We start from the raw sequence: 25,755 nt of genomic DNA on the forward strand, positions 1-25,755 counted from the left end.
AATCTGCTTATGTTATTAAGAGAAAATATACCCGTATCATATATTGTGGGTAAAATAAAAAGTGAAATATTTTTTGTGACACTTTATTCAGTGTTCATAGCAATAATGTACAACACATTCCATTTCACCAGGATATCTATTCCAATTGCAGTTCCCACTATTCTAGGTACTGTAATTTCCCTGCTGTTGGCCTTCAAATCGAACCAGGCCTATGACAGGTGGTGGGAGGCTCGTACCATCTGGGGAGCTATAGTAAATGACTCCAGGACGCTTACACGTCAGCTTCTTACTTACGTAGATACTAAATACGGAAAGTCTGAAGAGAGAGCATTTTGTGAAAAAATGGCGAAGCGACAGATAGCATGGTGTTATAGTTTAAGCAGGCATTTGAGAAGACAGGATCCGTTAAAGGGACTTGAAAAACTTATCTCTGCCGAAGACTTGGATTATATTAAGCAATACAGTAATATTCCTTTGGCACTACTGGAGTTGCAGGGTGCGGATCTAAGGAATGCCTATAAGCTCGGTTGGATCAACGAATTTCAACAAGTTGAACTTGATAATACTTTAACACGATTTTCAAATGAAATGGGTGCGTGTGAACGTATTAAGAACACTGTATTCCCCGCTACTTATGGAACCTATATTCATTTCTCACTTGTTTTATTTATAATGTTGCTTCCCTTCGGACTGATAGAGTTTTTTGGAGTAGTAGAAGTTCCGGTGGTTATAGCAATTGCAAGTGCATTCTTTCTTATTGAAAAAATGGCCATTCATCTGCAAGATCCTTTTGAAAACAAACCTACTGATACCCCTACAACTACCATATCTCAAACTATTGAGAGGGATATAAAGCAGATGCTTAAAGTAACTTATAAGCAAGAAGAGAAAGTGCAAGAACAAGATTCAAAGATGTTCTACATCCTATAAGATATAAGATTATGGGGTTAGAAGTAAACTCTAACCCCATATCCCACTCTCACAATCTCCAGAAAAGACATACTATCCTTATTTTTGAACCAACTCACTGCATAAAGATCATTTGTATTAAGTTCTGAATAAACTCCTATGGCTTTTATTCCTGCTTTATGGAGAACTTTTTCCCCATTGAATTTCGCTTCTGTGGATAGCGATAAATGAATCCTAGTTGATTTGGACCACCAGTAATACCCTTTTGGATATTGGGTTTTGCTCCACTTCTCAAACTGCTCTCCAGGGGTATATGAAATAAAAGTGCCCGGATTTACAGGATAAAGGGTTCCAATGTCTTTTAATCCAATCTTCACCGGTTTATAAGAAAACTTCCCAGTCAGAATTCTCAGCGGACCTCCCTTTGATTCGGGGACATAGCCGAAAGTGAAGTCAAGATTGCCCCTTTGGTTTTTAAATAAATCGTAACTTATTCCAGCGCTTCCAAACCCTATACTTCCTCCATAATGGGCAACGACTCCGTCAGGAACCAGAAAACGCACTCCCTGGCTTTTAGCCTTGGCAAGAGGAAGCACCGCCAGGAGCAGTATAGCGATGTTTTTAAAACTTAATAACTTTATGTAATAGTTTTCCATCAATGATCTCAATTAAAAAAAACTCCCTTTTTGCAGCAGTATTAGTTACAATAAACGGAGTTTTGTTGTCGTATGGATACAGCACGGCAGTTTGATTTATATGGGCATGAAGAGAGGCCAAGTATTTCGAATTGCCGGTAAGTAAAGACGCATAAGGCTTCTCTAGGTCCGGGTCAAAATCATCAGAGAATGAAGGTACATGGGATACTGCAACATAGTTGTCTACCCCTATTTCTGCTGCCATTTGCGTATTTAGCCAATTCATGTTCGGTATGGTACCGTCGTAGTTGTATTCCCGGCTATTCGAATCAAAACAAACAAATTTTACCCCTTGGTAGATGAAAGAAAAGTTCTCCTCTCCATACATTCTTTTGAAAATGTCTTTGCCATTTGCCAAAATGTCATGATTTCCCAGAACCCCGATATACGGCATGTTCAACTTCGAATAAAGATCGTTTATCCATTCCATCTCCTGGTATAAACCAAAATCAGAAATGTCCCCATTTAATAACACGAAGTCTACCCCTTGGATCGAATTAATTGCCTTTACCATGTCCCTGCTGGCACTATAAGCCCGCTGGGTATCTCCTGTAAGGACAAATCTTATCGTATCATCATTTTGTTTTGCGTAGAGTTTTGCTATATTCTTCTTATTTAAATCTGTCGGTGTATTAGAATCAAACTTTTGATTGGGACTGAATTCTACCTTCCCGCATGCTAAGATGGTTAGCAGCAATAGTAAGTATATATATGTTTTCATGTGTGTGCATGGCAGTTGATCGTATTACTGTAAAAGAGCATAAAGCAGTCCAATTTTCAGCTCTCAGGTAAAATTTACATTACTTTTGCAGAAATTTTTATTAACCCGGTTTTAAATGCGTTCGAATTTGCTTTTTGTACTTAGGTACTTCTTCATATGGTTGCTATTTTTCTTCGTAGAGCGATTAGTTTTTTTACTCTTTTTCGCTGATAAAATTAAAAACTTTTCAGTATGGGAAATTGCTGGCAGTCTACGTTATGGGCTTTGGATGGACATCTCAATGTCAGGGTATTTAAGTATAATCCCTCTTGTAGGTTTCCTATTAATATGGCTAATTCCTTCTATTCATTTAAGCCATTTATGGTTTCGTATATATTTCAGGACATTAATAACGCTAGCCTCCTTGGTAACAGTAATAAATTTCAACATCTACAGAGAGTGGGGTTCGAAAATTAATAGCCGGGCTTTTGAATTCTTGGTTTCGTCTCCAGGTGAAGCATTTGCAAGTAGCGTTTCTTCACCACTGTTCCTGTCATTTGTAATCTTAGCCCTGCTTATTTTTCTAGGTTTTTATCTGAGCAGGTGGGCAGATTTTAATGTTAACAAGCAAGGTCCATGGTATTTGAAATCGCTTTTTGGAATACTCTTGTTAGGATCAAATTTTCTTGCGATAAGAGGCGGCTGGCAGTTAGCGCCAATGAATGAAAGTATGGCATACTATTCCGGAAAACCCATCTTAAATCATGCTGCGGTGAATACTGAATGGGCGCTTCTTCGCTCTCTGTTTAAAAGATCAAGTAAGAAGAACCCTTTCCAGTTTTATAACAAGGAGGAGGCTGAGTCTATTGTTAAAGAGCTGTATCCAAAAGCAACAGGAACTACAACAAAAATTCTCACTACCACGAAGCCAAACATTGTCTTAGTAATAATGGAGAGCTTTACCGCAGACCTCATAGAAAGTCTGAACGGAGAGAAAGGCATTGATCCGGGAATAGAAAGCCTGCTTCCTGAAGGTATCCTATTCACTAATATATACGCATCGGGCGATCGTACAGATAAGGGAGTTGTTTCTATTCTTAGCGCTTTTCCAACTCAGGGAATGAAAAGCATCATGAAGGAAAATGAGAAGCAGTCGAAGCTACCTTCATTATTTAAAGCTTTGGGGACAGCGGGTTATAGCAATTCTTTTTACTATGGAGGAGAGACTCAGTTTGCTAATATGAAATCATATTTGTTGAATACTGGCTGCCAGGAATTAGTGGATAAGTCCAATTTTGATGAAAAAGATATGAACTCAAAGTGGGGTGCCTATGATGATGTTGTATATAAGCAGTTGACAGATGACTTAACTAAAAAAAAGAAATCGCCTTCTTTTACAGCCTTATTAACCTTAACTAATCACGAGCCTTTTGAACTACCGGTTAATCCTCACTTTCCAGGCGACGAGACTGAGAATAAGTTCAGAAGCACCGCTTACTATTCTGATTCTTGTTTGACTGCCTTCTTGAAAGATGCAAAAAAACATCCTTGGTATAAAAATACCCTTTTTGTAGTTGTAGCAGACCATGGCCACAGGCTACCGAAAAATCTTTGGGAGATTTTTGATCCGCACCGGTACCGAATTCCGCTGTTGTTTTTTGGTGATGTAATTAAAAATGAATATAGAGGTAGCAAGGTCGAAAAGGTGGGAAGTCAAACCGATATTGCTGCTACTTTACTTGCTCAACTCGATATGGAGAACAGAGATTTCAGCTGGAGTAAAGACCTTTATAATGATAAGGTGAAAGGCCATGCGTTTTATAGCTGGGAAAACAGCTTTGGCTTTGTAGATTCTTCAAACCGAGCTCTTACATTTGATAATACAAGTAAAGCAGTTATCTATAAAACAGAAAATCTTGGAAAAGAGGAAGAATCCTTGCTGCGTTATGCCAAAGCATATATGCAAACTGTCTTTCAGCAATACCTTGGTTTTTAGAACAATGCAAACGATTCGATAAGAAATAGAAAAACCTGTCAGAAAATCTGACAGGTTTATTCAATGGAGCGATTTAGATAATAAATATTTTATATCATCGGCATGGTAATCCTAAAAGTTGTTCCAGCGTTTAACTGGCTTTCAACCTCAATCTTGCCGCCTAATGATTCGATTTGCGTTTTTGTCATATGTAAGCCAAGTCCTCGCCCTTCTTTGTCAAAATTGAACTTTTTATAAAGGCCAAAAAGCTTGTCTCCTACACTTCTTAGATCCATCCCTAAACCGTCATCTGCAACTTTAATTAATAACTGATCGTCAGCTTTCTCTGCCGAGATAGTAATTGTAGGGGCCGCATTATCTTTCTTGTACTTAATAGAGTTACTTATCAAATTATAGAATATACTTTGGATATAACTCTTTATCGATCTTACTTCTGCCACTTCCGGTTGTATTTCTAGATTAAAGATCGCATTGCTGTCTTTGATCTGTTTTTTAAGATTGTTCTTTACGGACGTAACAGTTTCTGCTATACTAACTGTCTCGAACTTTTCGTTCATTGGCTTTCTGGATGAAAGCACAAGATTTAGATCTTGAATTATAGTATCAATAGATTGGGCAGCATCGGAGATGAAGTTTACCAGTTCTCCTGTCTCAGAAGCTTCATCCTGATAATGAAATTTGATAATTTCAGTTAGTCCGATAATGTTGGCAATCGGAGACCGAAGATTGTGAGAGACGATGTAATTGAATTGCATCAACTCATTGTATTTGTGATTCAACTCGGTTATCAGGCCTTCATGCTGCTTTTCCAAAGCCTTTATTGCTATGTTTTCAGCTTTTTCCTTTGTTATATCTGTTATAAATCCTTCAACATCAGCAATAGAATCAGAATTATTATAGGTGGTATTACTAACGTCCTTTACCCATTTCACGGCTCCATCCTTGCAGATTATTCGATATTCTCTTGGCTCAAAATTATTATCTCCTGCCTTTGGATCTAGCTTTAATAGCAGGTCTTTATCTTCAGGATGAACGATGTTAATAAAATCAATATCGAGTAATTCCTCCACTGAGTAGCCAGTTAGGCTAATACATCCGGCACTTGCATAAATCAAAGTGAGATGCGGGGGAGAAGTAAGCTTATAAAACATACCCTGAAGATTCCTTAGTAATCCTTCAGATATAGTTAAATTTATTTTTTGTTCTTCTTCTACCATTATTTGAGCCATAACTTAACATTTGCCACTTTTCTAAACTCAGACGATAAGCGGTGGTGCACTGATAGAGGCAAAAGAGAGACCATATTTAGAAAGTGGTACTTTATTTTATAAGTTTTTCAAAATAAAGGGCTTCTTTTTTTCAATCTGATGCCTAAATGGGCTTCGGATAGAGCGATTTCTCAAAGGCTAGTTTTAAGGAATCTCGCAATTAATTTCCTTTTGGTGATAAAGCTCCCCAAAAATTCCCCATACGAGATGGTGAGATTTGCCCAGTAAAATATTATAATGCAGGATGATGCAGGTTGCGGAGGAGGCGGAGAGTATTTAAAATTGAAGATTAATTCCGTTGAAATAGGTATTGAAAAAATATCGTTACACGTATTAATAAAATGGTGTAATCGGCGGTAGTTATAGACTTAGCAATTAGCTTTGTCGGAAGTACGCTATTTAACCAATGTGAGTATCTAATTTGCACCGCTTTAATACTGTCAATTGTAAACATATTATTCGGATATGATCAGGGATTAAAAGTTATTCGATTGTGGTTAGAGGGATTCGGATCATTGCAACGGGAAATGCATCAATTATTTTATAAGATAGATAACCAATTATGAACTTTAAGATTAGCATGGGGAAGTTAATTCCGCTATTGATTGCGTCCCTTACTGTTATCTACAGTTTTAAGCAGGATAGAAATCCTACGATTTACATCATAGGGGATTCCACAGTCAGGAATTTTAATAATCAACAAAGAGGCTGGGGTAGTTTTTTGTCATCATTTCTTGATACTACCAAAATAGAAGTAAATAATCAGGCAATGGCCGGGAGAAGTACAAGGACCTTTATTAAGGAGAAGCGCTGGGAGAAGGTCGATTCTATGATCAAACAAGGAGATTATGTTTTGATGCAGTTCGGCCATAATGAGGGTTCAAATCCCGATACCTCCAGGTCGGGATACCGTGGTGTATTGCGTGGTACTGGGGAAGAAACGAAAGAGCTTACGTGGAGGGACGGCACAGTTGAGACAGTGCATACGTATGGGTGGTATATTCGAAAATTTATAAGAGAAACAAAGGCAAAAGGAGCCACACCCATCGTTATTTCCATGATTCCCCGTAACCAGTGGAAGGAAGGAAAAGTGTTACGTGCTAACGAGAGCTTTGGTAAATGGGCAAAAGAAGTTGCGGAACAGGAAGATGTTTATTTTATAGATCTGAATCAAATTACGGCGGACAAGTACGATCAGTGGGGCCCCGACAAAGTAAAAGGTTTTTTTCATGGAGATCACACTCATACCAACGAAGCAGGAGCCCGGATTAATGCAATGTCGGTAATTGAAGGACTTAAGTTGGACAAAAAGCATCCTTTAAATAAATACATTAAGAAAAAATAAAATTACTGATGAAGCAAGCACTTAAGGTTAGCCTGTTCGTAGCAGTTGTACTGCTCTCTTCCTTTATTCTAACGAAACCAGCCGATAAACCAACATTGTTCTTAATTGGTGATTCGACTGTTCGAAACGGCCAGGGCAAAGGAGATGGAGGATTGTGGGGATGGGGGAGTTTCCTTCACGAATTTTTTGATACTACAAAGGTCACTATAAGGAATGAGGCTTTAGGTGGCACAAGTTCCCGTAGCTTTTTTAATCGTGGACGTTGGCAAGCTGTATTGCCGCAAATTAGGAAAGGCGATTTTCTAATTATGCAATTTGGTCATAATGATAATGGTCCTTTAGACGATACGGCTCGTGCAAGGGGTACAATTAAAGGAATTGGTGAGGAAACAAAGGAAATTTATAATCCAATAACTAAGCAGCAGGAGGTAGTTCACTCTTATGGCTGGTACATAAGGAAAATGGTGGAGGAAGCGAAAGCAAAGGGGGCAACAGTAGTAGTATGTTCTCCAATCCCCAGAAACGACTGGACAGCCGGTAAAGTAAAGCGTGCTGATGAAGCTTACGGAAAGTGGGCTCGGGAAGCAGCTATTGCTTCTGGTGCCTTTTTCCTTGATTTGAATACTCTTGTTGCTGAAAGCTATGACAAGGAAGGTGAATCAAAAGTAAGAGCAACTTATTTTAATACGAAAGATCATACCCACCCGATAGAAGCAGGCGCCCGGCTTAATTCAGCAAAAGTTGTAGAGGGAATTAAGGGTATTAAAGGTTTATCTTTAAAGAAGTACTTAAATAAACAAGCTAAAAAGTAAACACATAACTAAAATGAATAATCGTTCCTTGCTAAAAACCATCTATTGCTTATTGTTCCTTACGGCTACAATAAGCCAGCTGCGTGCTCAAAGTTTGCCGGATAAAAAAGACGTTCTGGACGTTATGCGGCTAACGAATAAGTATTTTATGAACACTTGGCCTGACGCAGGTAAACCAATCGTTACCAACAGGGAAAGACCAAGTAATATATGGACAAGAGGAGTCTATTATGAGGGATTGATGGAGCTTTACCGGATAGATCCTAAGAAGAAACACCGGAAATCTTACTATAACTATGCTGTGCAATGGGGCGAGAAGCATAAATGGGGATTAAGGAGTGGAACTGCCAGGGAGCGTCAGAACGCTGATGACCAAACTTGCGGACAAACCTATATTGATCTTTATTTAATCGACAAAAAGGAAGAGCGTATAAAGGACATTAAAACCGCAATTGATGGGATGGTTGCGAGTGAGAGGGTCGACGACTGGTGGTGGATTGATGCATTACAAATGGCAATGCCTGTTTTTGTTCGCCTCGGTGAGCTTTATAATGAGCCGAAATACTATGACAAGATGTATCAGATCTATAACTACACCAAAACTAAGCATGGTGGGAATGGATTATGGAATCCTGCTGATAAACTTTGGTGGAGGGACAAAGATTTTGTACCTCCCTACAAAGAGCCAAATGGTGAGGATTGTTACTGGTCGAGAGGAAATGGTTGGGTTGTAGCTGCTTTAGTTCGTACACTTCAAAAGCTTCCAAAAACTGATCCGCATTATAATGAATACCTACAGGATTATAAAGACATGCTAGCTGCTCTGATACCTATCCAAAGGCAGGATGGTTATTGGAATGTTAGTTTACACGATCCTAATAATTTTGGAGGTAAAGAATTAACTGGTACTTCCCTTTTTGTTTATGGTATGGCCTGGGGAATAAATAATGGACTGATAGATAGAGCAACGTATCTTCCAGTATTAACGAAAGCATGGAATGTTATGACCAAAGAGGGCGTCCACCCGAATGGTTTCCTTGGATATGTGCAGGGAACGGGTAAGGAGCCGAAAGACGGTCAGCCAGTAAGTTACACCTCGAAGCCTGATTTCGAAGACTATGGCCTTGGCTGTTTCCTGCTAGCCGGCAGTGAGGTTTATAAATTGAAATAGCCAACGAGGTTCCTAATTGGGCCATCAATGAATAGAGTACAAACAGATCAGTGAGCAAACAATTATAGCAAAGCACAATGGCAAAGATCGCTTTCAAGATGAAGCTGAAACCGGGCTTCAAAGAAGAATACAAAAAACGCCATGATGAGCTGTGGCCGGAACTAAAGGAGCTTTTGAAGCAAAATGGTGTTAGTGATTATACTATTTTCCTCGATGAAGAGACTAATATCCTTTTCGGAGTGCAGCAGCAAAACGGAACTCAGTCGTCTCAAGACCTTGGAGCCACCGAGATTGTACAAAGGTGGTGGGCCTTTATGGCTGATATCATGGATACCAATCCGGATAATTCGCCTGTAACAGTTCCTCTTGTAGAGGTTTTTCACATGGATTAGGATTCAGCTAATTATGAAATTTAAAAAACAGACGCTTCTGGTTTTCGCAGGAATGGCATTGGCAAGCTTTAATGCATTTGCCCAAACCAGTCTATGGCCCGAAGTTAAAACAGTAACCCGTCCATGGACACGTTGGTGGTGGATGGGGAACGCAGTCGATGAAAAAAATATCGCCGCATTGCTGGAAACTTACAAGCAAGCAGGGATAGGTGGTGTTGAGATTGCTCCGATTTATGGCGCTAAAGGGTTTGAAAAAAGATATCTCCAGTATCTTTCTCCCGAATGGATGCAACAATTAAATGTGACGGTTCAAAAAGCCGGAAGCTTAGGGATGGGGGTAGATCTAACTACAGGTACGGGATGGCCATTTGGTGGTCCTCAAATCACTCCGGAGTTTGCAGCTTCCAAGATAATTGTACAGCAATATAAAGCAGAGGGAGGAAAGACATTTGCGGAAAAGATCGTAGTTAAAGATCCCAAGGCAAGTTATACGAAGTTCCAGTCTTTAACGGGTTATAGCGATAAAGGCGAAACTATTCTTTTAACAGATAAGGTAGATCAAGATGGCACTTTAAAGTGGATACCTAAATCGGGCAAATGGGATCTATATGCAACCTTTAGCGGTCGCACAAGGCAGATGGTTAAAAGAGCTGCCCCTGGCGGTGAAGGCTTTACTTTAAATCATTTTTCACGCCCCGCTTTAAATGCTTATCTCAGCCGTTTCGATCAGGCTTTTGCTGGAAAGTCGCCAGGAGTAAGATCTTTCTATAACGACAGCTATGAAGTTTATAACGCAGATTGGTCTGACGATTTTTATAACGAATTTCAAAGAAGGAGAGGATACGATCTTAGACTTTATATCAGAGATCTTGTAAGTAAAGATTCTACTTCGAAACTTATCGCCCGCTTGAAATCAGATTACCGGGAAACCATGGGTGAAATGCTAATGGATAACTTCACCAAGCCCTGGACTGATTGGGCGCATAAATATAATTCAGTTAGCAAGAATCAGGCTCACGGTTCTCCAGGGAATCTGCTCGACCTATATGCTGCTGTAGATATTCCCGAATGCGAAACTTTTGGATCAAGCTATTTTCCAATTCCCGGTTTAAGGCGTGATAGTGCAGATATACGAAATGTAGATCCTGATCCTGTGATGCTTAAATTTGCGTCTTCTGCAGGACATGTGGCAGGACACAATCTGATCAGTTCAGAGACCTTCACCTGGCTAACAGAGCATTTTAAAACTTCATTGTCGCAATGTAAACCAGAGGTAGAACAAGTATTTCTCTCTGGAGTGAACCATGTGTTCTATCATGGAACAACCTATTCTCCCGAAGACATTAAGTGGCCGGGATGGTTATTTTATGCTTCTGTGAATATGGTTCCAGCAAATAGCTTTTGGTCTCATGTTCCTGGCTTGAACAGTTATATTACACGAGTACAATCAGTTTTGCAAACAGGAAAGTCAGATAATGAAATACTTATTTATTGGCCTGTATTTGATGTATGGAATAATCCCAAGGGGATGGATATGCCTTTGAAGGTTCATGACATCGACCACTGGTTGCATCCCACGCCCTTCTATAAAAATGTTACAGGTTTGCAGAAAGCCGGCTATTCTTTAGATTTTATTTCTGATAATTTATTAAAGCGTTCAACTGTTGCAGGTGGTTCGATCTCGACATCTTTGAATTCGGCTCCTTATAAGGTTCTAATTGTTCCAAAAGCTGAAATAGTTCCCGTTGAAACTCTTGAGAAAATTCTTCAGCTGGCAAATAATGGAGCCACAGTGATCATGCAAGATATTCCTCAAGATGTACCAGGGTTAAGTAACCTGGATGCTAATCGGAAAAGGCTCAGGGAATTGTTAGGTAAGTTTAACTTTTCCGAGGCGGGTCAGGGAGTAAAGGAAATGAAGACAGGAACGGGAGTGATACTATTAAGTGCAGATATTCAAAAAGCACTTGAAACGAAAGGTATCAAAGGGGAGCAGCTAACGAGTTCTGGTTTAAAGTTCTTACGGAGGCAAGCTGGCAATGAGAAATACTACTATCTGGTTAATCATACGGAGAAAGCAATTGATCAGGTAATTCCATTAAATGTAAGCGCTTCGTCTGTCGTGATTTTAGACCCGCAGACAGGTAAGGCAGGGAAAGCAAAGTCTTCAATTAAAGACGGGACAACCCAGGTTAGAGTTCAGCTGCAATCAGGAGAGGCATGGATTTTAAAAACATCCCCTTCTGACCAGGGGGTACTTGATTGGCTCTACCTTGATAATCCGGCGGCTCCAATCGCCATTAACGGAACCTGGAATTTGAAATTTACAAATGGTGGTCCGGCATTGCCTTCTGAGAAAAAATTAAAAACACTTGTGTCTTGGACAGAGCTTCAGGATAGTGCCGCCATTTCTTATTCTGGAACAGCTGACTACAGCATCACTTTTAATATGCCAAAAGGTGAAGCAAAAGAGTATGAACTGGATCTAGGGAAGGTTGCTGAAAGTGCCCATGTATGGGTAAATGGTCAGGATGCCGGTATTATCTGGGGAATACCATTTAAGGCGAGGATCGGACAGTATCTAAAGCCTGGAAAGAAAAACACTATTCGTATAGAGGTAGCCAATTTAATGGCAAACAGGATCAGGGATATGGATAAAAAGGGTATTCAGTGGAGGAATTATAATGAGATTAATTTTGTCAATATCAATTACCTCAGTTTTAACGCTGCAAACTGGAAGCCTCAAACATCAGGTCTGATCGGACCAGTAACCATTACGCCTTTTAGGTAAGGGTAAATAATCAAACTATCCGGGACTGATAATTCCCGGATAGTAATTAATCTCTAACTTACCGAATGGTCTACCTTTAGATTATTTTAAAAAACTTACTACCTTAGGCTAGATTTTCAAGTATCGATGAAGCCCACACGTATTTTCGAGTTTATCCATATTGATGAATATTCTGCAACCCCGAAATATCTTCAACTAACCAATTCTATTCTCACAGCAATAGAAGCTGGAAAAATAAATAAGAATGATATGTTGCCCTCTATTAATGAGGTTAGCTATGAACTGGAGATTTCAAGGGATACTGCAGAAAAGGGCTATAAATACCTTAAGAAAATTGGTGTGTTGGGTTCTATACCCGGAAAAGGCTATTATATCAGAGCAACAGATTTTAGGCAAACGCTAAGGATCTGCATGCTTTTTAATAAGCTGAGTTCTCATAAGAAGATAGTTTATGATGCTTTTGTAAGTGCCCTTGGAGAGCAGGTTGCTGTAGATTTCTATGTTTACAATAACGATCTTAAATTATTTAAGAAACTGCTTAATAATAAAATGGAGGGTTATTCCCATTATGTAGTGATACCGCATTTTATTGAGGGAAGCGAAAATGCATACGAAGTTATCAATACTATTCCAAAAGAGAAATTAGTCCTGCTGGATAAGAAAATATCTGGCGTAGACGGGGAGTATGCTGCAGTATATGAAAACTTTGAGAAAGACATCTATCATGCCTTGGAGCAGGCTCGTGAAGCATTAAGTAAATACCATACCATTAAGTTGATCTTTCCGGATAAAACTTATTATCCAAGAGAAATTAAGAAGGGGTTCTTACGATTTTGCCAACAGTATGCGTTTAACCATGAAGTAGTAGCTGATGTTAATGCGCTCGATATTCATGAAGGAGAAGTATTTATTAGCCTTATGGAAGATGATTTGGTAACGCTGGTGGAACAAGTTATAACGAGCCAACTGAAAGTAGGAAAGCAAGTAGGGGTAATTTCATATAATGAAACACCCCTTAAGAAAATAATTCTTGATGGAATCACTACTATTTCCACAGATTTTGACCAGATGGGCACGATCGCAGCTAATATGATCCTTGAGAACTCAAGAACCCATGTAGAAATTCCCTTCAAGCTAACTATGAGGAAGTCCTTGTAAATCAGGACGCGGTATGCATACCTTTTCAGAGAGGCACTTCAGAAACTCCCTGACTTCCCTATAATCATTCAGGTAGTAGCGCGCTGCTGATATATTGCTGCCAACTTTTATAGTTACTGCGCTATCAGGAAACATTCTGAACATGTCTTCATCTGTATGGTCATCGCCAAGGGCCATTACGAAATCAAACTGCTCTTTTTCAAGCCAGGTTAAGGCTATTTTTCCTTTATTGATTTCCATATTCTTCACCTCAACAACTTTGTTTCCTGGTAATAGTTGCAATCCTTTGTCGGCTGTAATGAAGCGCAGGTTGGTCATTAAATCATTTGCACGGAGTTCTCCTAAGCCACTTTCAGCCTTCCTATAGTGCCAAACAAGCGAAAAAGTTTTTTCTTCAATAAAAGAACCTGGGGTGCGATCAGTATAGGTTTGCAGAATTGGATGTATGTCCTGCTTCCAAAAATTATAGAGACCAGGCTGCTGCTGCCACTGCATGCCCTTGCATTTTTGCCATGCCCCATGTTCTGCAATTATGTCAATTGGGAGGCTGCCGAACCATTCTTCAAGATTTTCATGTTTTCGTCCGCTAATAATCACAACTCTGTTGTTTGCGTCATCGCTTAATCTCCTAAGGATCTCCATCAATTCGTAGTCGGGAGCTGCTTTCTCAATGGTGGTTTGGAATCCGACAAGTGTACCGTCATAGTCAAGGAATATTACTCGTTTTGAACTATTAGCGTACCTTTTCTCAAGGTGATCTCTTCTGTTGGGGCCAATGTGCTTTGCGAGCAAAGAGTTTTGCATGTGTTTAACCTCTTGCAATTTATCCATATAGATCTTAACCCAGTGCCTTATATTGAACTTCGCAACAATTTCCCTCATAGAACTCATCCTTCTTGATTGCTCCTGGACAGGCATATTTAAGGCTTCGTTTACTGCTTCTGAAAGTTGCTTTATATTATTAGGATTAACAATAATTGCGTCGATAAGCTCTTTTGCAGCTCCGGCCATTTCACTTAATACCAAAACCCCACTGTTATTAGTGCGGCAAGCAACATATTCTTTACTCACAAGGTTCATTCCATCGCGCATCGGTGTTACCATACACACGTGAGCCTGATGGTAAAGGGCAGCCAGCATTTCAATTGGGAAAGACCGGTAGTAATAATGGACCGGAATCCAATTTAGGGTACGGTAGAGCGAATTTATATTACCTACCATCTGGTCTATTGCATCCCTGAGTTCTTTATACTGCGGGACGCTGTCTCTTGAAGGGACGATGATCATATACAGTACAACTTTACCAACATACTCTGGATTTTTTTCCAGAAGCATTTGAAAAGCCTGTAATCGCTGGATTATCCCTTTACTATAATCTAACCGGTCAATCGAAACAATAAGTTTGCAGCCATGAAAACTCTTTTCAAGCTTTTCGATGTTTTCATGCACTTCTTTAGTTTTGGTCAGGGATTCATATTTTTCACTGTCTATACCCATAGGAAATGCATCGACAACAACCTGTCGATCCCCATGCTGTACCACATTAGCAGAGGTATGTACTGGTAGGATGCGGGAAACAGCGCTTAAGAAATGCCGGGCATCATCATAGGTATGAAACCCAATAAGGTCGGCACCAAGCATATTCTCTAAAATTTCACTTCTCCATGGAATTAGGCGAAACAATTCATACGAAGGAAATGGAATGTGTAAAAAGAACCCAATAGTTAAATTAGGTTGTCCATCACGAATAAATCCGGGAAGCAGAAGTAGTTGGTAATCGTGTATCCAGATTATATCACCTGGTTGGGCAATTCTTAATATAGCTTCTTTAAACTTATTGTTTACTGAGGCATAGCTTGTCCAATAAGAGTTTTCATAGACCGCGTAAGTAGGATGGTAGTGAAAAACCGGCCAGAGAGTCTCGTTAGAAAAGCCTTCGTAAAAAAGATTAATATCTTCCTGAGTAAGGAAAACAGGCATTAGGTTTAGTTCAGCAAGCTTTTCCGTTACCTCTGTCTGGTCTTCATCTGAAGTTACTTCTACCCCAGGCCAGCCTACCCAAACATTATCACCTTGTTTATAGATGGATCCTAGTCCCGTTGCTAAGCCACCTTCGCTCGGCTTCAAATCATAATGGCCGTTTTCCTTTTTGATTTTTACGGGGAGCCGGTTAGATATAATGATGGTTCTACTCATTGTACATTTGGTTTATTAATCGTAGGGATACATTAATGTCCTCTAATCAATTCAAACAAAAGCTGTACCCTATGTTTGCAAAAAGGTTCATTTTGCTAAGACTAATGGTTGCTGGATGAAAATTAGGTAGTTTCCCCGTGGTAAGACAGGGGCTAGAATTATCCACACAAGTTATCCACATCCTGCGTAATAAAAAGTTTTTTTTTCGCGAACAGGAATAGTAGGGCCATGTTTAATCTACTGTCAATCAGATAGTATTAATGCTGATAATAATGTTTTCATTGGAACAATATTTGAAAGGCATTGATCCGGCAAATTCACCAAATGAGAAACTAAATTTTATTTATCATGACACGGAACAGAGCTTTATCCATCAAGAACTGGATCAAAACTATGGGCTTCGAATTAACAAAATCACACATTCTGAACCACCGTACAAAAAAGCTAAAGTATTACACGCTGGGCAATTTTGGAGTATATGAAGAAATTACGCCAGCGAAAGTTCCTACTGAAAAAAAGCAAAAATTTATTTCCTGGACACCCTGGGGGGATTCGATAGAAGTACATTCGGTGAAAGAATTAAGTAAGGTCTATGAAGACTTTATAAATTACAATCCCAATGTAGTATTAAACTGACTTGTGTTAATGTTTGTAAGCCCGGTACCTCTGTTTGGGACGTGCCGGGTTTTATTACAGATCTTTTAGTTTATTAGCAAGTACCTCTGAAATTTTCCGGTATGACTCTACACTCCAGCCTGCTACATGAGGGCTAAGGATAACTTTATCGTTTGCTACAAGATCTGCAAACCAAGATTGATCTGCGATCCCGGGAAATTTCTCAACTTCAAGCACGTCGAGTCCTGCACCAAGGATTTTTCCTTGTTGTATTGCTGTTAATACAGAACGCGTATTTACTATTTCTCCTCGTGCTGTATTAAGAAAAAAGATAGGCTTTTTGAAGTGGAAAAAATATTCCTCATCAACCATTTGACGTGTTTCCCGGGTTAATGGGATGTGTAAACTTAGTACATCTGCCTGCTTAACAACTTGCTCCATGCTTACTTCTGTAACATATTCGTCGCTGAAACCAGTTTTGTATTTATCGTAAGCAATCACGTTCACGTCGAAGCTTTTTAATTTACGTGCAAAACGTTGCCCCATAAATCCATATCCAATAATGGCCACCGTTCTTCCGTTTAATTCAACTCCACGGTTCCCTTCCCTGTCCCAAATACCATTACGAACTTCGAAATCACTTTTTCTTAAATTATTCATCAAAGATAAAAGCATTCCTATTGCATGTTCTGCAACAGCATCCCGGTTACCTTCTGGGGCATTCAATAGTTTTATACCCTTTGCTGCTGCATAAGCTTCATCAATGTTGTCCAAGCCTGCACCTGCCCGGGCAATGAACTCAAGCCCGGAGGCGGCATCAATAAGCTCTTTGTCGATACGGAACTTTGTACGAACAGCAATCCCATGGTAATTCGCTATCTCGGCCAAGGTTTGCTCTTTACTATAGTGTGGGAAGTCGTCAACCTTGTAGCCCAACTTTTCTGCCTCTACCTTGAAAACAGGATGTAAAAAATCGGCAATAAGGATTCTTTTTTGTTGCATTAAATGACTTGATTGGTGAGGGGTAAAATTAGAAAACAATATTCAGACGATGAAGTTGACCTATCCAAACTCCTATTGTTTATCGCTTATGTAATTAGTGAGATATACAAAATCTTCAACTGTTAATCTCTCCGCTCTCAGATCCAGCATTGGTTCTTCACCCATTTTTTCTTTCGGAAGTAATGAAGAGACCGCATTTCGTAAGGTCTTTCTTCTTTGATTGAAACCAGCTTTTACAACCTTCCAGAATAACTTCTCGTCGCAATTCAATGTCTGATTGTCCTTGCGCGACAGCCTTATAACAGCGGAAAGAACTTTTGGAGGAGGATTGAATACTCCTGCTTTTACCGTAAAAAGGTATTGAACGTCATAATACGCCTGAACGAAGACACTCAGAATCCCGTACTCTTTGGTGCCGGCCTTTGCTGTACATCGTTCAGCGACTTCTTTTTGGAACATTCCGGCCATTTCGGGAATAAGTTCGCGGTTATCTAATATTTTAAAAAGAATCTGAGAGGAGATGTTGTATGGGAAATTACCTATAATGGCAAACTGCCCCTTGAAAATACTTTTAAAATCCAGCTCCAAAAAGTCTCCATTGATCAAGCGCTCCCCCAGCTGCGGATATTGCTTTTGCAGGTACTCATATGATTCTGTGTCCAGGTCTATGAGATACGTCTGGTATTCCGTTTTTTGCAGAAGAAAGTCGGATAGGATGCCCATTCCCGGACCAACTTCCAGCACCTCGGTATACTTACCTTCGGGCTTCAAACTATTCACGATCTTTTGTGCAATGTTCTTATCCGTAAGGAAGTGCTGACCTAAATGTTTTTTTGCTCTAACAGAACTCATTCTAGTATTTTCTGCAAATAACGTAAAAATTGAAATGTGAAGGGTAGGATTTGATTAGAACTTGCCCTTGTTAGGGATTTATTCGGGACTGGTTCGGAATTCAGGACTTACCTTTCAACTAATGCTGACCGAATAATAGAATAGCTTCCGAAGGAATTACGAATGATTATCGGAGCATGTACGGAGATTTCATGGATAAATATCGCTATAAGGTCGCTATAACATCGCTGTAAGGTCGCTATAAGGTCGGTCTAAAGTATTAGAATTTGTTGCAGGAGTTCGAGCCAGAACAGGCTTTTGGAGTGCTTGAATCAAATATAGTTAATTTTTATTCCTATAAGGAATTAATAAAATGGATAAGTTTTTCTCATAATGATGCAGGAAGAATCATGGATAAAAATACTTCTAAAGGAAATTTCATAAGTTTGTGAAATTTTAATGCACAAACGTGCCCTTGATCTATGAGCGATAAAATTAAAGTTGGAATTTCTATAGGTGATATTAATGGTATTGGACTAGAGGTAATCATTAAGACTTTAGCAGATCATAAAATTTTGGAATACTGTACTCCAATAGTTTATGGGAGTACTAAAGTTGCATCTTTTTACCGTAAGGCACTATCTATAAACGATTTTAATTTTAACGTAATCAATAGCTCATCTGCGGCTAATCCCAAAAGGGTAAATATTATTAACTGCTGGGAGGAAGATGTGCGGGTTGAGCCAGGTGTTGTTAACGAAACTGGAGGTAAATATGCGTTTATTTCCTTAGAGAAAGCTGTAGATGATCTTTTGTCTGGAAATATAGATGCGCTTGTAACTGCTCCAATTAATAAGCATAACATTCAGAACGAGAATTTTAAGTTCCCCGGGCATACCGAATATATTCAGCATAGAGCTGGTGCCAAAGACGCTTTGATGTTTTTGGTTGGTGATGACATAAAAACAGGTGTAGTAACCGGGCATATTCCGGTGACAGAAGTCGCAAACAGTATAACGAAAGAGGCTATCTTGTCTAAGCTAGAGCTGATGCGAGACAGTTTGAAAGGTGATTTCTGGATTCAGAAACCAAAGATCGCGGTACTGGGTTTAAATCCTCACGCAGGTGATAATGGTTTAATTGGCAGGGAAGAAAAAGAAGTAATTATCCCGGCAATAGAGGAAGCGAAGGCTAAAGGGATATACGCAGTTGGTCCATTTCCCGCCGATGGCTTCTTTGCTAATGGCTCTCATCGCAAATTTGACGCGGTACTGGCCATGTACCATGACCAAGGGCTAATCCCCTTCAAATACATTGCTTTCCATGATGGTGTTAATTTCACGGCAGGATTACCAGTAGTAAGGACATCTCCAGACCATGGAACCGGGTATGATATTGCTGGAAAGAACCTTGCTTCTGAAAGTTCCTTCCGATCTGCATTATTTGCTGCATTAAACATTGTTAAAAGGAGGAGGGAAATGGCAGAACTCACTGCTAATCCTTTAAAAATTTCGAAGTTGTCACGCGACCGGGATTAATGAGAAGAAGAAGTGATTAAAGAATAACTTTTAAGATAGGATTCGTACATCTTACACCTATTTCGAGTTGACAATTTTGGTCTAGAGAGGTGGTTAAATTGGCTTGTATAGGAGCAAGGACTATTTCTTCAAAAAACTTTCCCTAATTGTAAAAAATGCCTAACTTTGCAGGCTCAATTGCCGTGCTTTGAAATCGTTACAGGAATATATAATACCCTTTACGGGATTAAAGGAGGGGAAGCATCAGTTTAACTTTGATGTTGATAAACGTTTTTTTGACGAGTTCGAATACTCTTTGGTAAAAAACGGCAACCTGAAGATAGACTTAGAGTTGGATAAGCAGGAAACGATGTTGATCCTGCAATTTGTAATTAAGGGACATATATTTCTTAATTGTGATGTTTGTCTTTCTGATTTCCCTACAAACGTAGATATAAGGGAGAGACAGATCGTAAAATTCGGTGAGGATGATTCTGTTGAGGATGAAACCGAAGAGATCATAATTTTGAGCAGGAACGAACACGAAGTGGACGTTTCTACTTTGATTTATGAGTATATCAATTTAGCAGTACCGTATTTTCATAGATGTGAAGACCCGGGTAATACTGAGTGGTGTGATAAGGAGATGGTTGAAAAGTTGAAGAAACTTTCAGGCAGCCAGGAAGAAGAACAGCAAAATACGAGTGAAGAGGATCCCAGGTGGGATGCATTAAAGAACATAAAGAATAAATAATTAAAAATTAGAATAACAGGAACATGGCACATCCAAAACGTAAACTGTCCAAGTCGAGAAGAGATAAAAGAAGAACTCACTATAAAGCTGAGGCGCCAGGCTTGTTTACCTGCAAAACTACAGGTGCTGTACATTTAGGCCACCGTGCTTATAATGTTGACGGTAACCTATACTATAAAGGTAAATTACTTATCGAAAGTACCTCTATAGCATCTTAAGGTAATTTTCTCCCGAATGAAAATTGGCTTAGACATAATGGGCGGGGATTTTGCTCCCAAGGCAACGGTTTTGGGAGCAATTGAAGCCTATAAAGCTTTAGATCCAAGTCAGAAAATGATTCTGATTGGAGATAGAGAGGCTGCTCTTCCTATTTTTGAAGAGCAAAATTTTAATCCAGATCTTATAGAGTTTGTCCATACTACAGAAGTTGTAGGAATGGGTGAGCACCCAACGAAAGCTATTACGCAGAAGCCAAATTCTAGTATAAGCCTGGGTTTCCGTATGCTTAAGGAAAAGACAGTCGATTCTTTTGCTTCAGCGGGAAATACAGGAGCTATGCTTGTTGGTGCGATGTTTAGCGTAAAAACTATTCCCGGAGTAATTCGCCCTGCAATCTCATCTATTGTACCAAAGCTTAAAAGTGGCTATGGTATTATGTTGGATGTAGGTGCAAATGCTGATTGTAAACCTGATACACTTCTTCAATTCGGTATTTTAGGCAAGTTGTTTGCCGAGAATATTATTGGTATTCCCAATCCTAAGGTTGGGTTGATCAATATTGGCGAGGAGGAAGAGAAAGGCAATCTTCTTATGCTTGCCACGCACCCCTTGATGCGGGACGCCGGTTTGTTTAACTTCGTGGGAAATGTTGAAGGACGTGACTTGTTCAACGACAAAGCTGATGTTATTGTATGTGATGGTTTTACCGGAAATGTAATGCTTAAGCTTGCCGAGACTTTCTATGTACTTACTCTAAAAAAAGGTTTTAAGGATGAGTTTTTCTCCAGGTTTAATTATGAGCAATATGGTGGAAGTCCTATTCTAGGAGTTAATGCCCCTGTAATAATTGGTCATGGTATATCAACTCCGGAGGCAATAAAAAATATGGTTTTATTGTCGAGAAGTATGATACAGACAAAACTTGTAGAAAAAATCACATCAGCTTTTAAATAGTTCAAAACGGATTATGCAAAAAATCTACGCTGCTATAACAGCGGTTCATGGTTACGTTCCAGACTACGTTCTTACTAACCAGGAATTGGAAACAATAGTAGATACCAGTGATGAGTGGATCACATCACGCACTGGTATTAAAGAAAGACGGATTTTAAAAGGCGAAGGCCTTGCGACTTCCGATATGGCTGTTCCGGCAGTACAAGGCCTTCTTGAAAAAAGAGGCATTAGTGCAGAAGAAATAGATCTCATCATTTTCTGTACGTCTACACCAGACATGATCTTCCCTGCCACTGCAAATATTCTTGCTGATAAAATTGGTGCTAAAAATGCCTGGGGATATGATCTTCAAGCAGCTTGTTCCGGCTTCGTTTTTGGTCTTACAACAGGTGCTCAATTTATCGAGTCGGGCAAACATAAGAAGGTATTGGTAGTTGGTGGAGATAAAATGTCTTCCATCGTAAACTATGAGGACAGGGCTACCTGTATTATATTTGGTGATGGGTGTGGCTGTGCTTTGTTAGAACCTAACGAAGAAGGTTTCGGAGTTATAGACTCTATCCTTAAAAGTGACGGTAATGGCAGAAATTATTTGCATTTAAAAGCCGGTGGATCTCTTAAGCCTGCTACTTATGCCACCATAGATAACCGCGAACATTCAGTTTATCAAGAAGGACAAGCTGTATTTAAGTTTGCAGTTACCAATATGGCCGATGTTGCGGCTGAGGTGATGGAACGGAATAATCTTACAGCTGATGATATAGCATGGCTGGTTCCTCATCAGGCTAATAAAAGAATTATCGATGCTACAGCTAATCGCTGTGGTGTAAGTTCAGACAAGGTGATGATTAACATTCATCGTTTTGGAAATACCACGAATGGAACTATTCCATTGTGCCTTTGGGAGTGGGAAAGTAAGCTTAAGAAAGGAGATAACATTATTCTTGCTGCGTTTGGTGGTGGGTTTACGTGGGGGTCTGCTTACTTGAAATGGGCTTATAATTCGTAACCCAAGTTTAGAATAAGCGGGGTAAGAGCGATGAATTCGCTTCTAAATAAACAAACAGAACTAAGGTTCTGAGACTAAATTGTAAAAAGCTTAACCAACAACTATGGACATAAAACAGATTCAGGAACTTATCCGATTTGTTTCCAAATCAGGTGTAAATGAAGTTTCTATCGAAGAGAAAGAGTTCAAAATAACCATAAAGACTAATCAGGCTCCTACAGTTGTAAATGCAACTATTCCGGCGGCTCCTGCATTGCCGGTACAGGCTCCTCAAGCTGTTCCAGTGGCAGCACCACAACCGGTTGCTCCTGCAGCACCTCAGGCTCCTGTAGCTGCACCAGCTGAACAGTCAAACTACATTACGATTAAGTCGCCAATGATCGGTACTTTTTATCGTTCTTCTAGTCCTGATAAACCTGCATTTGCAGAAGTCGGAGATGAAGTTAAGTCTGGCCAGGTTATTTGTATCATCGAAGCGATGAAGCTTTTCAATGAGATAGAATCTGAAGTTTCAGGACGTATCGTGAAAGTTCTTGTTGAAAATGCAAGTCCTGTAGAATACGATCAACCACTATTCCTGGTAGATCCAGCATAAATTAAAATCATTTGATGTGCAAATATGTAGATGATCTTCGTCTGCGTGTTTGCACATTTTCTTGTTTGCACATTTAAATTATGTTTAAGAAAATACTGATTGCAAATCGTGGAGAGATTGCATTAAGGATAATCCGTACCTGTAAGGAAATGGGGATTAAAACTGTTGCAGTGTATTCCACTGCCGACAGAGAGAGTTTGCATGTTAGATTTGCTGATGAAGCAGTTTGTATAGGCCCCCCTGCAAGTAAAGATTCATACTTAAATATTCCCAATATTATTTCGGCAGCAGAAGTTACTAATGCTGATGCTATCCACCCAGGATACGGCTTCCTTTCAGAGAATGCTAAATTTTCTGCGATCTGCCGTGATTACGGGATTAAGTTTATCGGAGCTACTCCTGAGCAAATCAACGATATGGGTGATAAAGCTTCAGCGAAGGAAACGATGAAGAACGCCGGCGTTCCAACTATTCCGGGTTCTGATGGATTGTTAAGCGACGTTAAAGAAGGTATTGTAGTAGCAAATCAAATTGGCTACCCTGTAATTCTTAAAGCTACAGCCGGTGGTGGTGGTCGTGGAATGCGAATTGTTTGGAAAGATGAAGATTTTGAAGCAGCCTGGGATTCCGCACGCCAGGAAGCAGGAGCTGCTTTTGGGAACGATGGAATTTATCTTGAGAAATTCGTTGAAGATCCAAGACATATTGAAATTCAAGTTATAGGAGATCAGTATGGAACCGTCTCTCACTTATCTGAACGTGACTGTTCCATTCAGCGTCGTCACCAGAAGCTTGTTGAAGAATCGCCATCTCCGTTCATGACAGAGGCTTTACGTGAGAAAATGGGTGAGGCTGCAGTGAAAGGAGCGAAAGCAGTGAATTACGAAGGTGCAGGAACAATCGAATTCTTGGTAGATAAGCATCGTAATTTCTACTTTATGGAAATGAATACCCGTATTCAAGTAGAGCATCCGGTAACTGAGGAAGTAATAAATTACGATCTAATTAAGGAGCAGATACGTGTAGCGGCAGGAGTTCCGATTTCTGGAAAAAACTATGCTCCAGCGAAACATGCTATCGAGTGTCGTATTAATGCTGAAGATCCATTTAATGGTTTCCGTCCTTCTCCTGGAAAGATCACACATTTCCACTCTCCCGGTGGGCATGGGGTAAGGGTTGATACTCACGTTTATGCTGGATATCATATTCCTCCAAACTACGACTCTATGATCGCAAAATTGATCTGTACAGGTCAAACACGCGAAGAGGCAATATCCACAATGGAGAGGGCCCTTAGTGAATTTGTGATTGAGGGAATTAAAACAACGATCCCCTTCCATATAAAACTAATGAAGGATCCGAACTTCAGGGCCGGAAACTTTACGACGAAGTTTATGGAAAGTTTCGATCTCAATTCAGCGATCTAAACGTAAAGAATAATCGTAAATACCATTCTAAGAATATAGAATGGTATTTTTGTTTTTATTAAAATGAGCGATAAGAAACCTACTGATATAATAACGGCCATCAAGCAAAAAGGACAGAGCCTTGAAGCGGAAATGTCCTTCTTCGACCATTTGGAAGAATTACGATGGCATTTGATCAGATCTGTAGCAGCAATTCTGGTATTTACGGTGGTAGCTTTTTGCTACTACGATTTCATCTTCGGTGAAATTATAATGGGCCCCAAGAAGCCAGAGTTCTGGACTTATCGAATGATGTGCCAGCTTGCGGAAAGATTTGATTTAGGAGATGGTTTTTGTATAAAAGAGATTCCCTTTAATATCATTAATACCGAGTTATCCGGACAATTCACGTTGCAAATGAACTCTTCGCTATTAATGGGCTTGGTTTTCGGAATTCCTTATTTGCTATTTGAGGTTTGGCGATTTGTGAAGCCAGGCCTCACGGATAAAGAAAGTTCTGCAGCTTCTGGTTTTGTAATTTACGCAAGTTTGCTCTTTTTGGTAGGCCTGCTGTTTGGCTATTACATTATTGCTCCTCTTTCCGTAAGTTTTCTTGCTAATTATACGGTAAGTAGTATCATTCAGAATCAGATCACGATAGATTCCTATTTGTCGACAGTGGGGACACTGAGTATCGGTACTGGAATTACTTTTGAGCTACCTATAATAATATACATACTATCCAAGTTAGGATTAATGACGCCTGCATTTATGCGTGCTTCCAGACGTTATGCTATTGTTATAATTTTGGTAATTGCGGCAGTGGTAACTCCTACGCCTGACATGTTACCTATGATAACCATAACTTTGCCTTTATATCTACTATTTGAGATGAGTATTATTGTCTCAGCCCGAGTGGAACGTAAGCGCCAAAAAGCAGAACTTGATTTTTATAAAAGAACCTAATACAACAAAGAAAATGGCTACTAATAACGTCTCAATTGCAATTGGATCTGATCATGCAGGCTTCAACTACAAAGAAATGTTGAAGGAATACCTGACCAACTATGAATTAAAGGACTTTGGTACTTACAGTGCAGAATCTGCAGATTATCCGGATTTCGCTCACCCTGTTGCGTCAGCGGTTGAGAATGGAGAATTTACATTAGGGATCCTTGTATGTGGGAGCGCTAACGGCGTTGCAATAACTGCGAACAAGCACCAGGGAGTAAGAGCGGCGATTAGCTGGACGGAAGAAATTGCGGAGCTTGCTCGTCAACACAATAATGCTAACGTATTATGTATTCCAGCAAGATTTGTATCAACAGAAGCAGCGAAGTTAATTACTCAGAAGTTTATAGACACAGAGTTTGAGGGGGGAAGGCATGCTACACGAGTTGGAAAAATTTCCTGTTAAGAT

At 39.7% G+C, this 25,755-nt stretch carries 24 protein-coding genes; 18 read left to right on the forward strand and 6 right to left on the reverse strand.

The window, feature by feature from the left end:
* Window positions 1-9 precede the first annotated feature (9 nt).
* On the forward strand, window positions 10-930 hold the full coding sequence (locus J4N25_RS11225; RefSeq protein WP_207422295.1) for a bestrophin family protein: 921 nt from the start codon (window positions 10-12) through the stop codon (window positions 928-930).
* Window positions 931-947: 17 nt separating this feature from the next.
* Here J4N25_RS11225 and J4N25_RS11230 read toward each other — a convergent pair whose 3' ends face one another.
* Both J4N25_RS11230 and J4N25_RS11235 read right to left on the reverse strand, forming a co-directional pair.
* Window positions 948-1,565, reverse strand: a complete 618-nt coding sequence (locus tag J4N25_RS11230) for a hypothetical protein (RefSeq protein ID WP_242695870.1) — start codon at window positions 1,563-1,565, stop codon at window positions 948-950.
* Window positions 1,531-2,325 (reverse strand): metallophosphoesterase family protein, encoded by a 795-nt coding sequence (locus J4N25_RS11235; protein ID WP_207422296.1) that lies wholly within the window; start codon window positions 2,323-2,325, stop codon window positions 1,531-1,533. Before J4N25_RS11235 ends, J4N25_RS11230 begins: the two co-directional genes overlap by 35 nt.
* A 403-nt stretch (window positions 2,326-2,728) precedes the next feature.
* Between J4N25_RS11235 and J4N25_RS11240 the strand changes: the two genes are divergently transcribed.
* Window positions 2,729-4,300: an LTA synthase family protein gene (locus tag J4N25_RS11240; protein ID WP_207422297.1), complete on the forward strand. Its 1,572-nt coding sequence runs from the start codon at window positions 2,729-2,731 to the stop codon at window positions 4,298-4,300.
* An 89-nt stretch (window positions 4,301-4,389) separates the two neighbouring features.
* On the opposite strand, the gene J4N25_RS11245 is transcribed toward J4N25_RS11240, so the two are convergent.
* The gene (locus tag J4N25_RS11245; RefSeq protein ID WP_207422298.1) at window positions 4,390-5,517 is read right to left on the reverse strand and encodes a sensor histidine kinase; all 1,128 of its coding nucleotides are present in this window, start codon (window positions 5,515-5,517) and stop codon (window positions 4,390-4,392) included.
* 613 nt (window positions 5,518-6,130) lie between these two features.
* Here J4N25_RS11245 and J4N25_RS11250 point away from each other — a divergent pair.
* The 6 genes from J4N25_RS11250 to J4N25_RS11275 all read left to right on the forward strand — a co-directional run bounded on the left by J4N25_RS11250 (window position 6,131) and on the right by J4N25_RS11275 (window position 13,237).
* Window positions 6,131-6,913 carry a rhamnogalacturonan acetylesterase gene (locus J4N25_RS11250; RefSeq protein WP_242695871.1) on the forward strand — a complete coding sequence of 261 codons (783 nt, stop codon included), beginning with the start codon at window positions 6,131-6,133 and terminating at the stop codon, window positions 6,911-6,913.
* An 8-nt stretch (window positions 6,914-6,921) separates the two neighbouring features.
* Window positions 6,922-7,725: a rhamnogalacturonan acetylesterase gene (locus J4N25_RS11255; protein ID WP_207422299.1), complete on the forward strand. Its 804-nt coding sequence runs from the start codon at window positions 6,922-6,924 to the stop codon at window positions 7,723-7,725.
* Between the two features lie 13 nt (window positions 7,726-7,738).
* Window positions 7,739-8,896, forward strand: coding sequence for a glycoside hydrolase family 88/105 protein (locus J4N25_RS11260; RefSeq protein ID WP_207422300.1), 1,158 nt, complete (start codon window positions 7,739-7,741; stop codon window positions 8,894-8,896).
* Window positions 8,897-8,973: 77 nt separating this feature from the next.
* Entirely contained in the window at window positions 8,974-9,288 is a 315-nt protein-coding gene (gene rhaM, locus J4N25_RS11265; protein ID WP_207422301.1) for an L-rhamnose mutarotase, read from the forward strand.
* A gap of 13 nt (window positions 9,289-9,301) precedes the next feature.
* On the forward strand, window positions 9,302-12,079 hold the full coding sequence (locus J4N25_RS11270) for a glycosyl hydrolase (protein ID WP_207422302.1): 2,778 nt from the start codon (window positions 9,302-9,304) through the stop codon (window positions 12,077-12,079).
* 126 nt (window positions 12,080-12,205) lie between these two features.
* Window positions 12,206-13,237 (forward strand): GntR family transcriptional regulator, encoded by a 1,032-nt coding sequence (locus J4N25_RS11275; protein WP_207422303.1) that lies wholly within the window; start codon window positions 12,206-12,208, stop codon window positions 13,235-13,237.
* Here J4N25_RS11275 and J4N25_RS11280 read toward each other — a convergent pair.
* Window positions 13,214-15,433 (reverse strand): bifunctional alpha,alpha-trehalose-phosphate synthase (UDP-forming)/trehalose-phosphatase, encoded by a 2,220-nt coding sequence (locus J4N25_RS11280; protein WP_207422304.1) that lies wholly within the window; start codon window positions 15,431-15,433, stop codon window positions 13,214-13,216. The genes J4N25_RS11275 and J4N25_RS11280 overlap by 24 nt on opposite strands.
* A gap of 348 nt (window positions 15,434-15,781) precedes the next feature.
* On the opposite strand from J4N25_RS11280, the gene J4N25_RS11285 reads away from it, so the two are divergent.
* Window positions 15,782-16,069, forward strand: coding sequence for a hypothetical protein (locus J4N25_RS11285; protein ID WP_207422305.1), 288 nt, complete (start codon window positions 15,782-15,784; stop codon window positions 16,067-16,069).
* A gap of 54 nt (window positions 16,070-16,123) precedes the next feature.
* Here the strand turns inward: J4N25_RS11285 and J4N25_RS11290 are convergent, their stop codons facing one another.
* Entirely contained in the window at window positions 16,124-17,050 is a 927-nt protein-coding gene (locus J4N25_RS11290; protein ID WP_207422306.1) for an NAD(P)-dependent oxidoreductase, read from the reverse strand.
* 72 nt (window positions 17,051-17,122) lie between these two features.
* A complete protein-coding gene (rsmA, locus tag J4N25_RS11295) occupies window positions 17,123-17,902 on the reverse strand; it encodes a 16S rRNA (adenine(1518)-N(6)/adenine(1519)-N(6))-dimethyltransferase RsmA (protein ID WP_207422307.1) in 780 nt (259 codons plus the stop codon).
* Window positions 17,903-18,363: 461 nt separating this feature from the next.
* On the opposite strand from rsmA, the gene pdxA reads away from it, so the two are divergent.
* From pdxA to rpiB, 9 genes are all read left to right on the forward strand, one after another.
* Window positions 18,364-19,419, forward strand: a complete 1,056-nt coding sequence (gene pdxA, locus J4N25_RS11300; RefSeq protein WP_207422308.1) for a 4-hydroxythreonine-4-phosphate dehydrogenase PdxA — start codon at window positions 18,364-18,366, stop codon at window positions 19,417-19,419.
* Between the two features lie 187 nt (window positions 19,420-19,606).
* Complete coding sequence (locus J4N25_RS11305) at window positions 19,607-20,152, forward strand: YceD family protein (RefSeq protein WP_207422309.1); 546 nt, start codon at window positions 19,607-19,609, stop codon at window positions 20,150-20,152.
* Between the two features lie 23 nt (window positions 20,153-20,175).
* Complete coding sequence (gene rpmF, locus J4N25_RS11310) at window positions 20,176-20,370, forward strand: 50S ribosomal protein L32 (protein WP_207422310.1); 195 nt, start codon at window positions 20,176-20,178, stop codon at window positions 20,368-20,370.
* A gap of 16 nt (window positions 20,371-20,386) precedes the next feature.
* Window positions 20,387-21,325, forward strand: coding sequence for a phosphate acyltransferase PlsX (plsX, locus tag J4N25_RS11315; RefSeq protein ID WP_207422311.1), 939 nt, complete (start codon window positions 20,387-20,389; stop codon window positions 21,323-21,325).
* Between the two features lie 13 nt (window positions 21,326-21,338).
* Entirely contained in the window at window positions 21,339-22,334 is a 996-nt protein-coding gene (locus J4N25_RS11320; protein WP_207422312.1) for a beta-ketoacyl-ACP synthase III, read from the forward strand.
* A 103-nt stretch (window positions 22,335-22,437) separates the two neighbouring features.
* A complete protein-coding gene (accB, locus tag J4N25_RS11325) occupies window positions 22,438-22,929 on the forward strand; it encodes an acetyl-CoA carboxylase biotin carboxyl carrier protein (protein ID WP_207422313.1) in 492 nt (163 codons plus the stop codon).
* An 80-nt stretch (window positions 22,930-23,009) separates the two neighbouring features.
* On the forward strand, window positions 23,010-24,356 hold the full coding sequence (gene accC, locus J4N25_RS11330; protein ID WP_207422314.1) for an acetyl-CoA carboxylase biotin carboxylase subunit: 1,347 nt from the start codon (window positions 23,010-23,012) through the stop codon (window positions 24,354-24,356).
* Between the two features lie 63 nt (window positions 24,357-24,419).
* Entirely contained in the window at window positions 24,420-25,301 is an 882-nt protein-coding gene (tatC, locus tag J4N25_RS11335; RefSeq protein ID WP_207422315.1) for a twin-arginine translocase subunit TatC, read from the forward strand.
* A 13-nt stretch (window positions 25,302-25,314) separates the two neighbouring features.
* Window positions 25,315-25,752, forward strand: a complete 438-nt coding sequence (gene rpiB, locus J4N25_RS11340; protein WP_207422316.1) for a ribose 5-phosphate isomerase B — start codon at window positions 25,315-25,317, stop codon at window positions 25,750-25,752.
* Window positions 25,753-25,755: the final 3 nt, after the last annotated feature.

The organism is Desertivirga brevis (genome assembly GCF_017355835.1).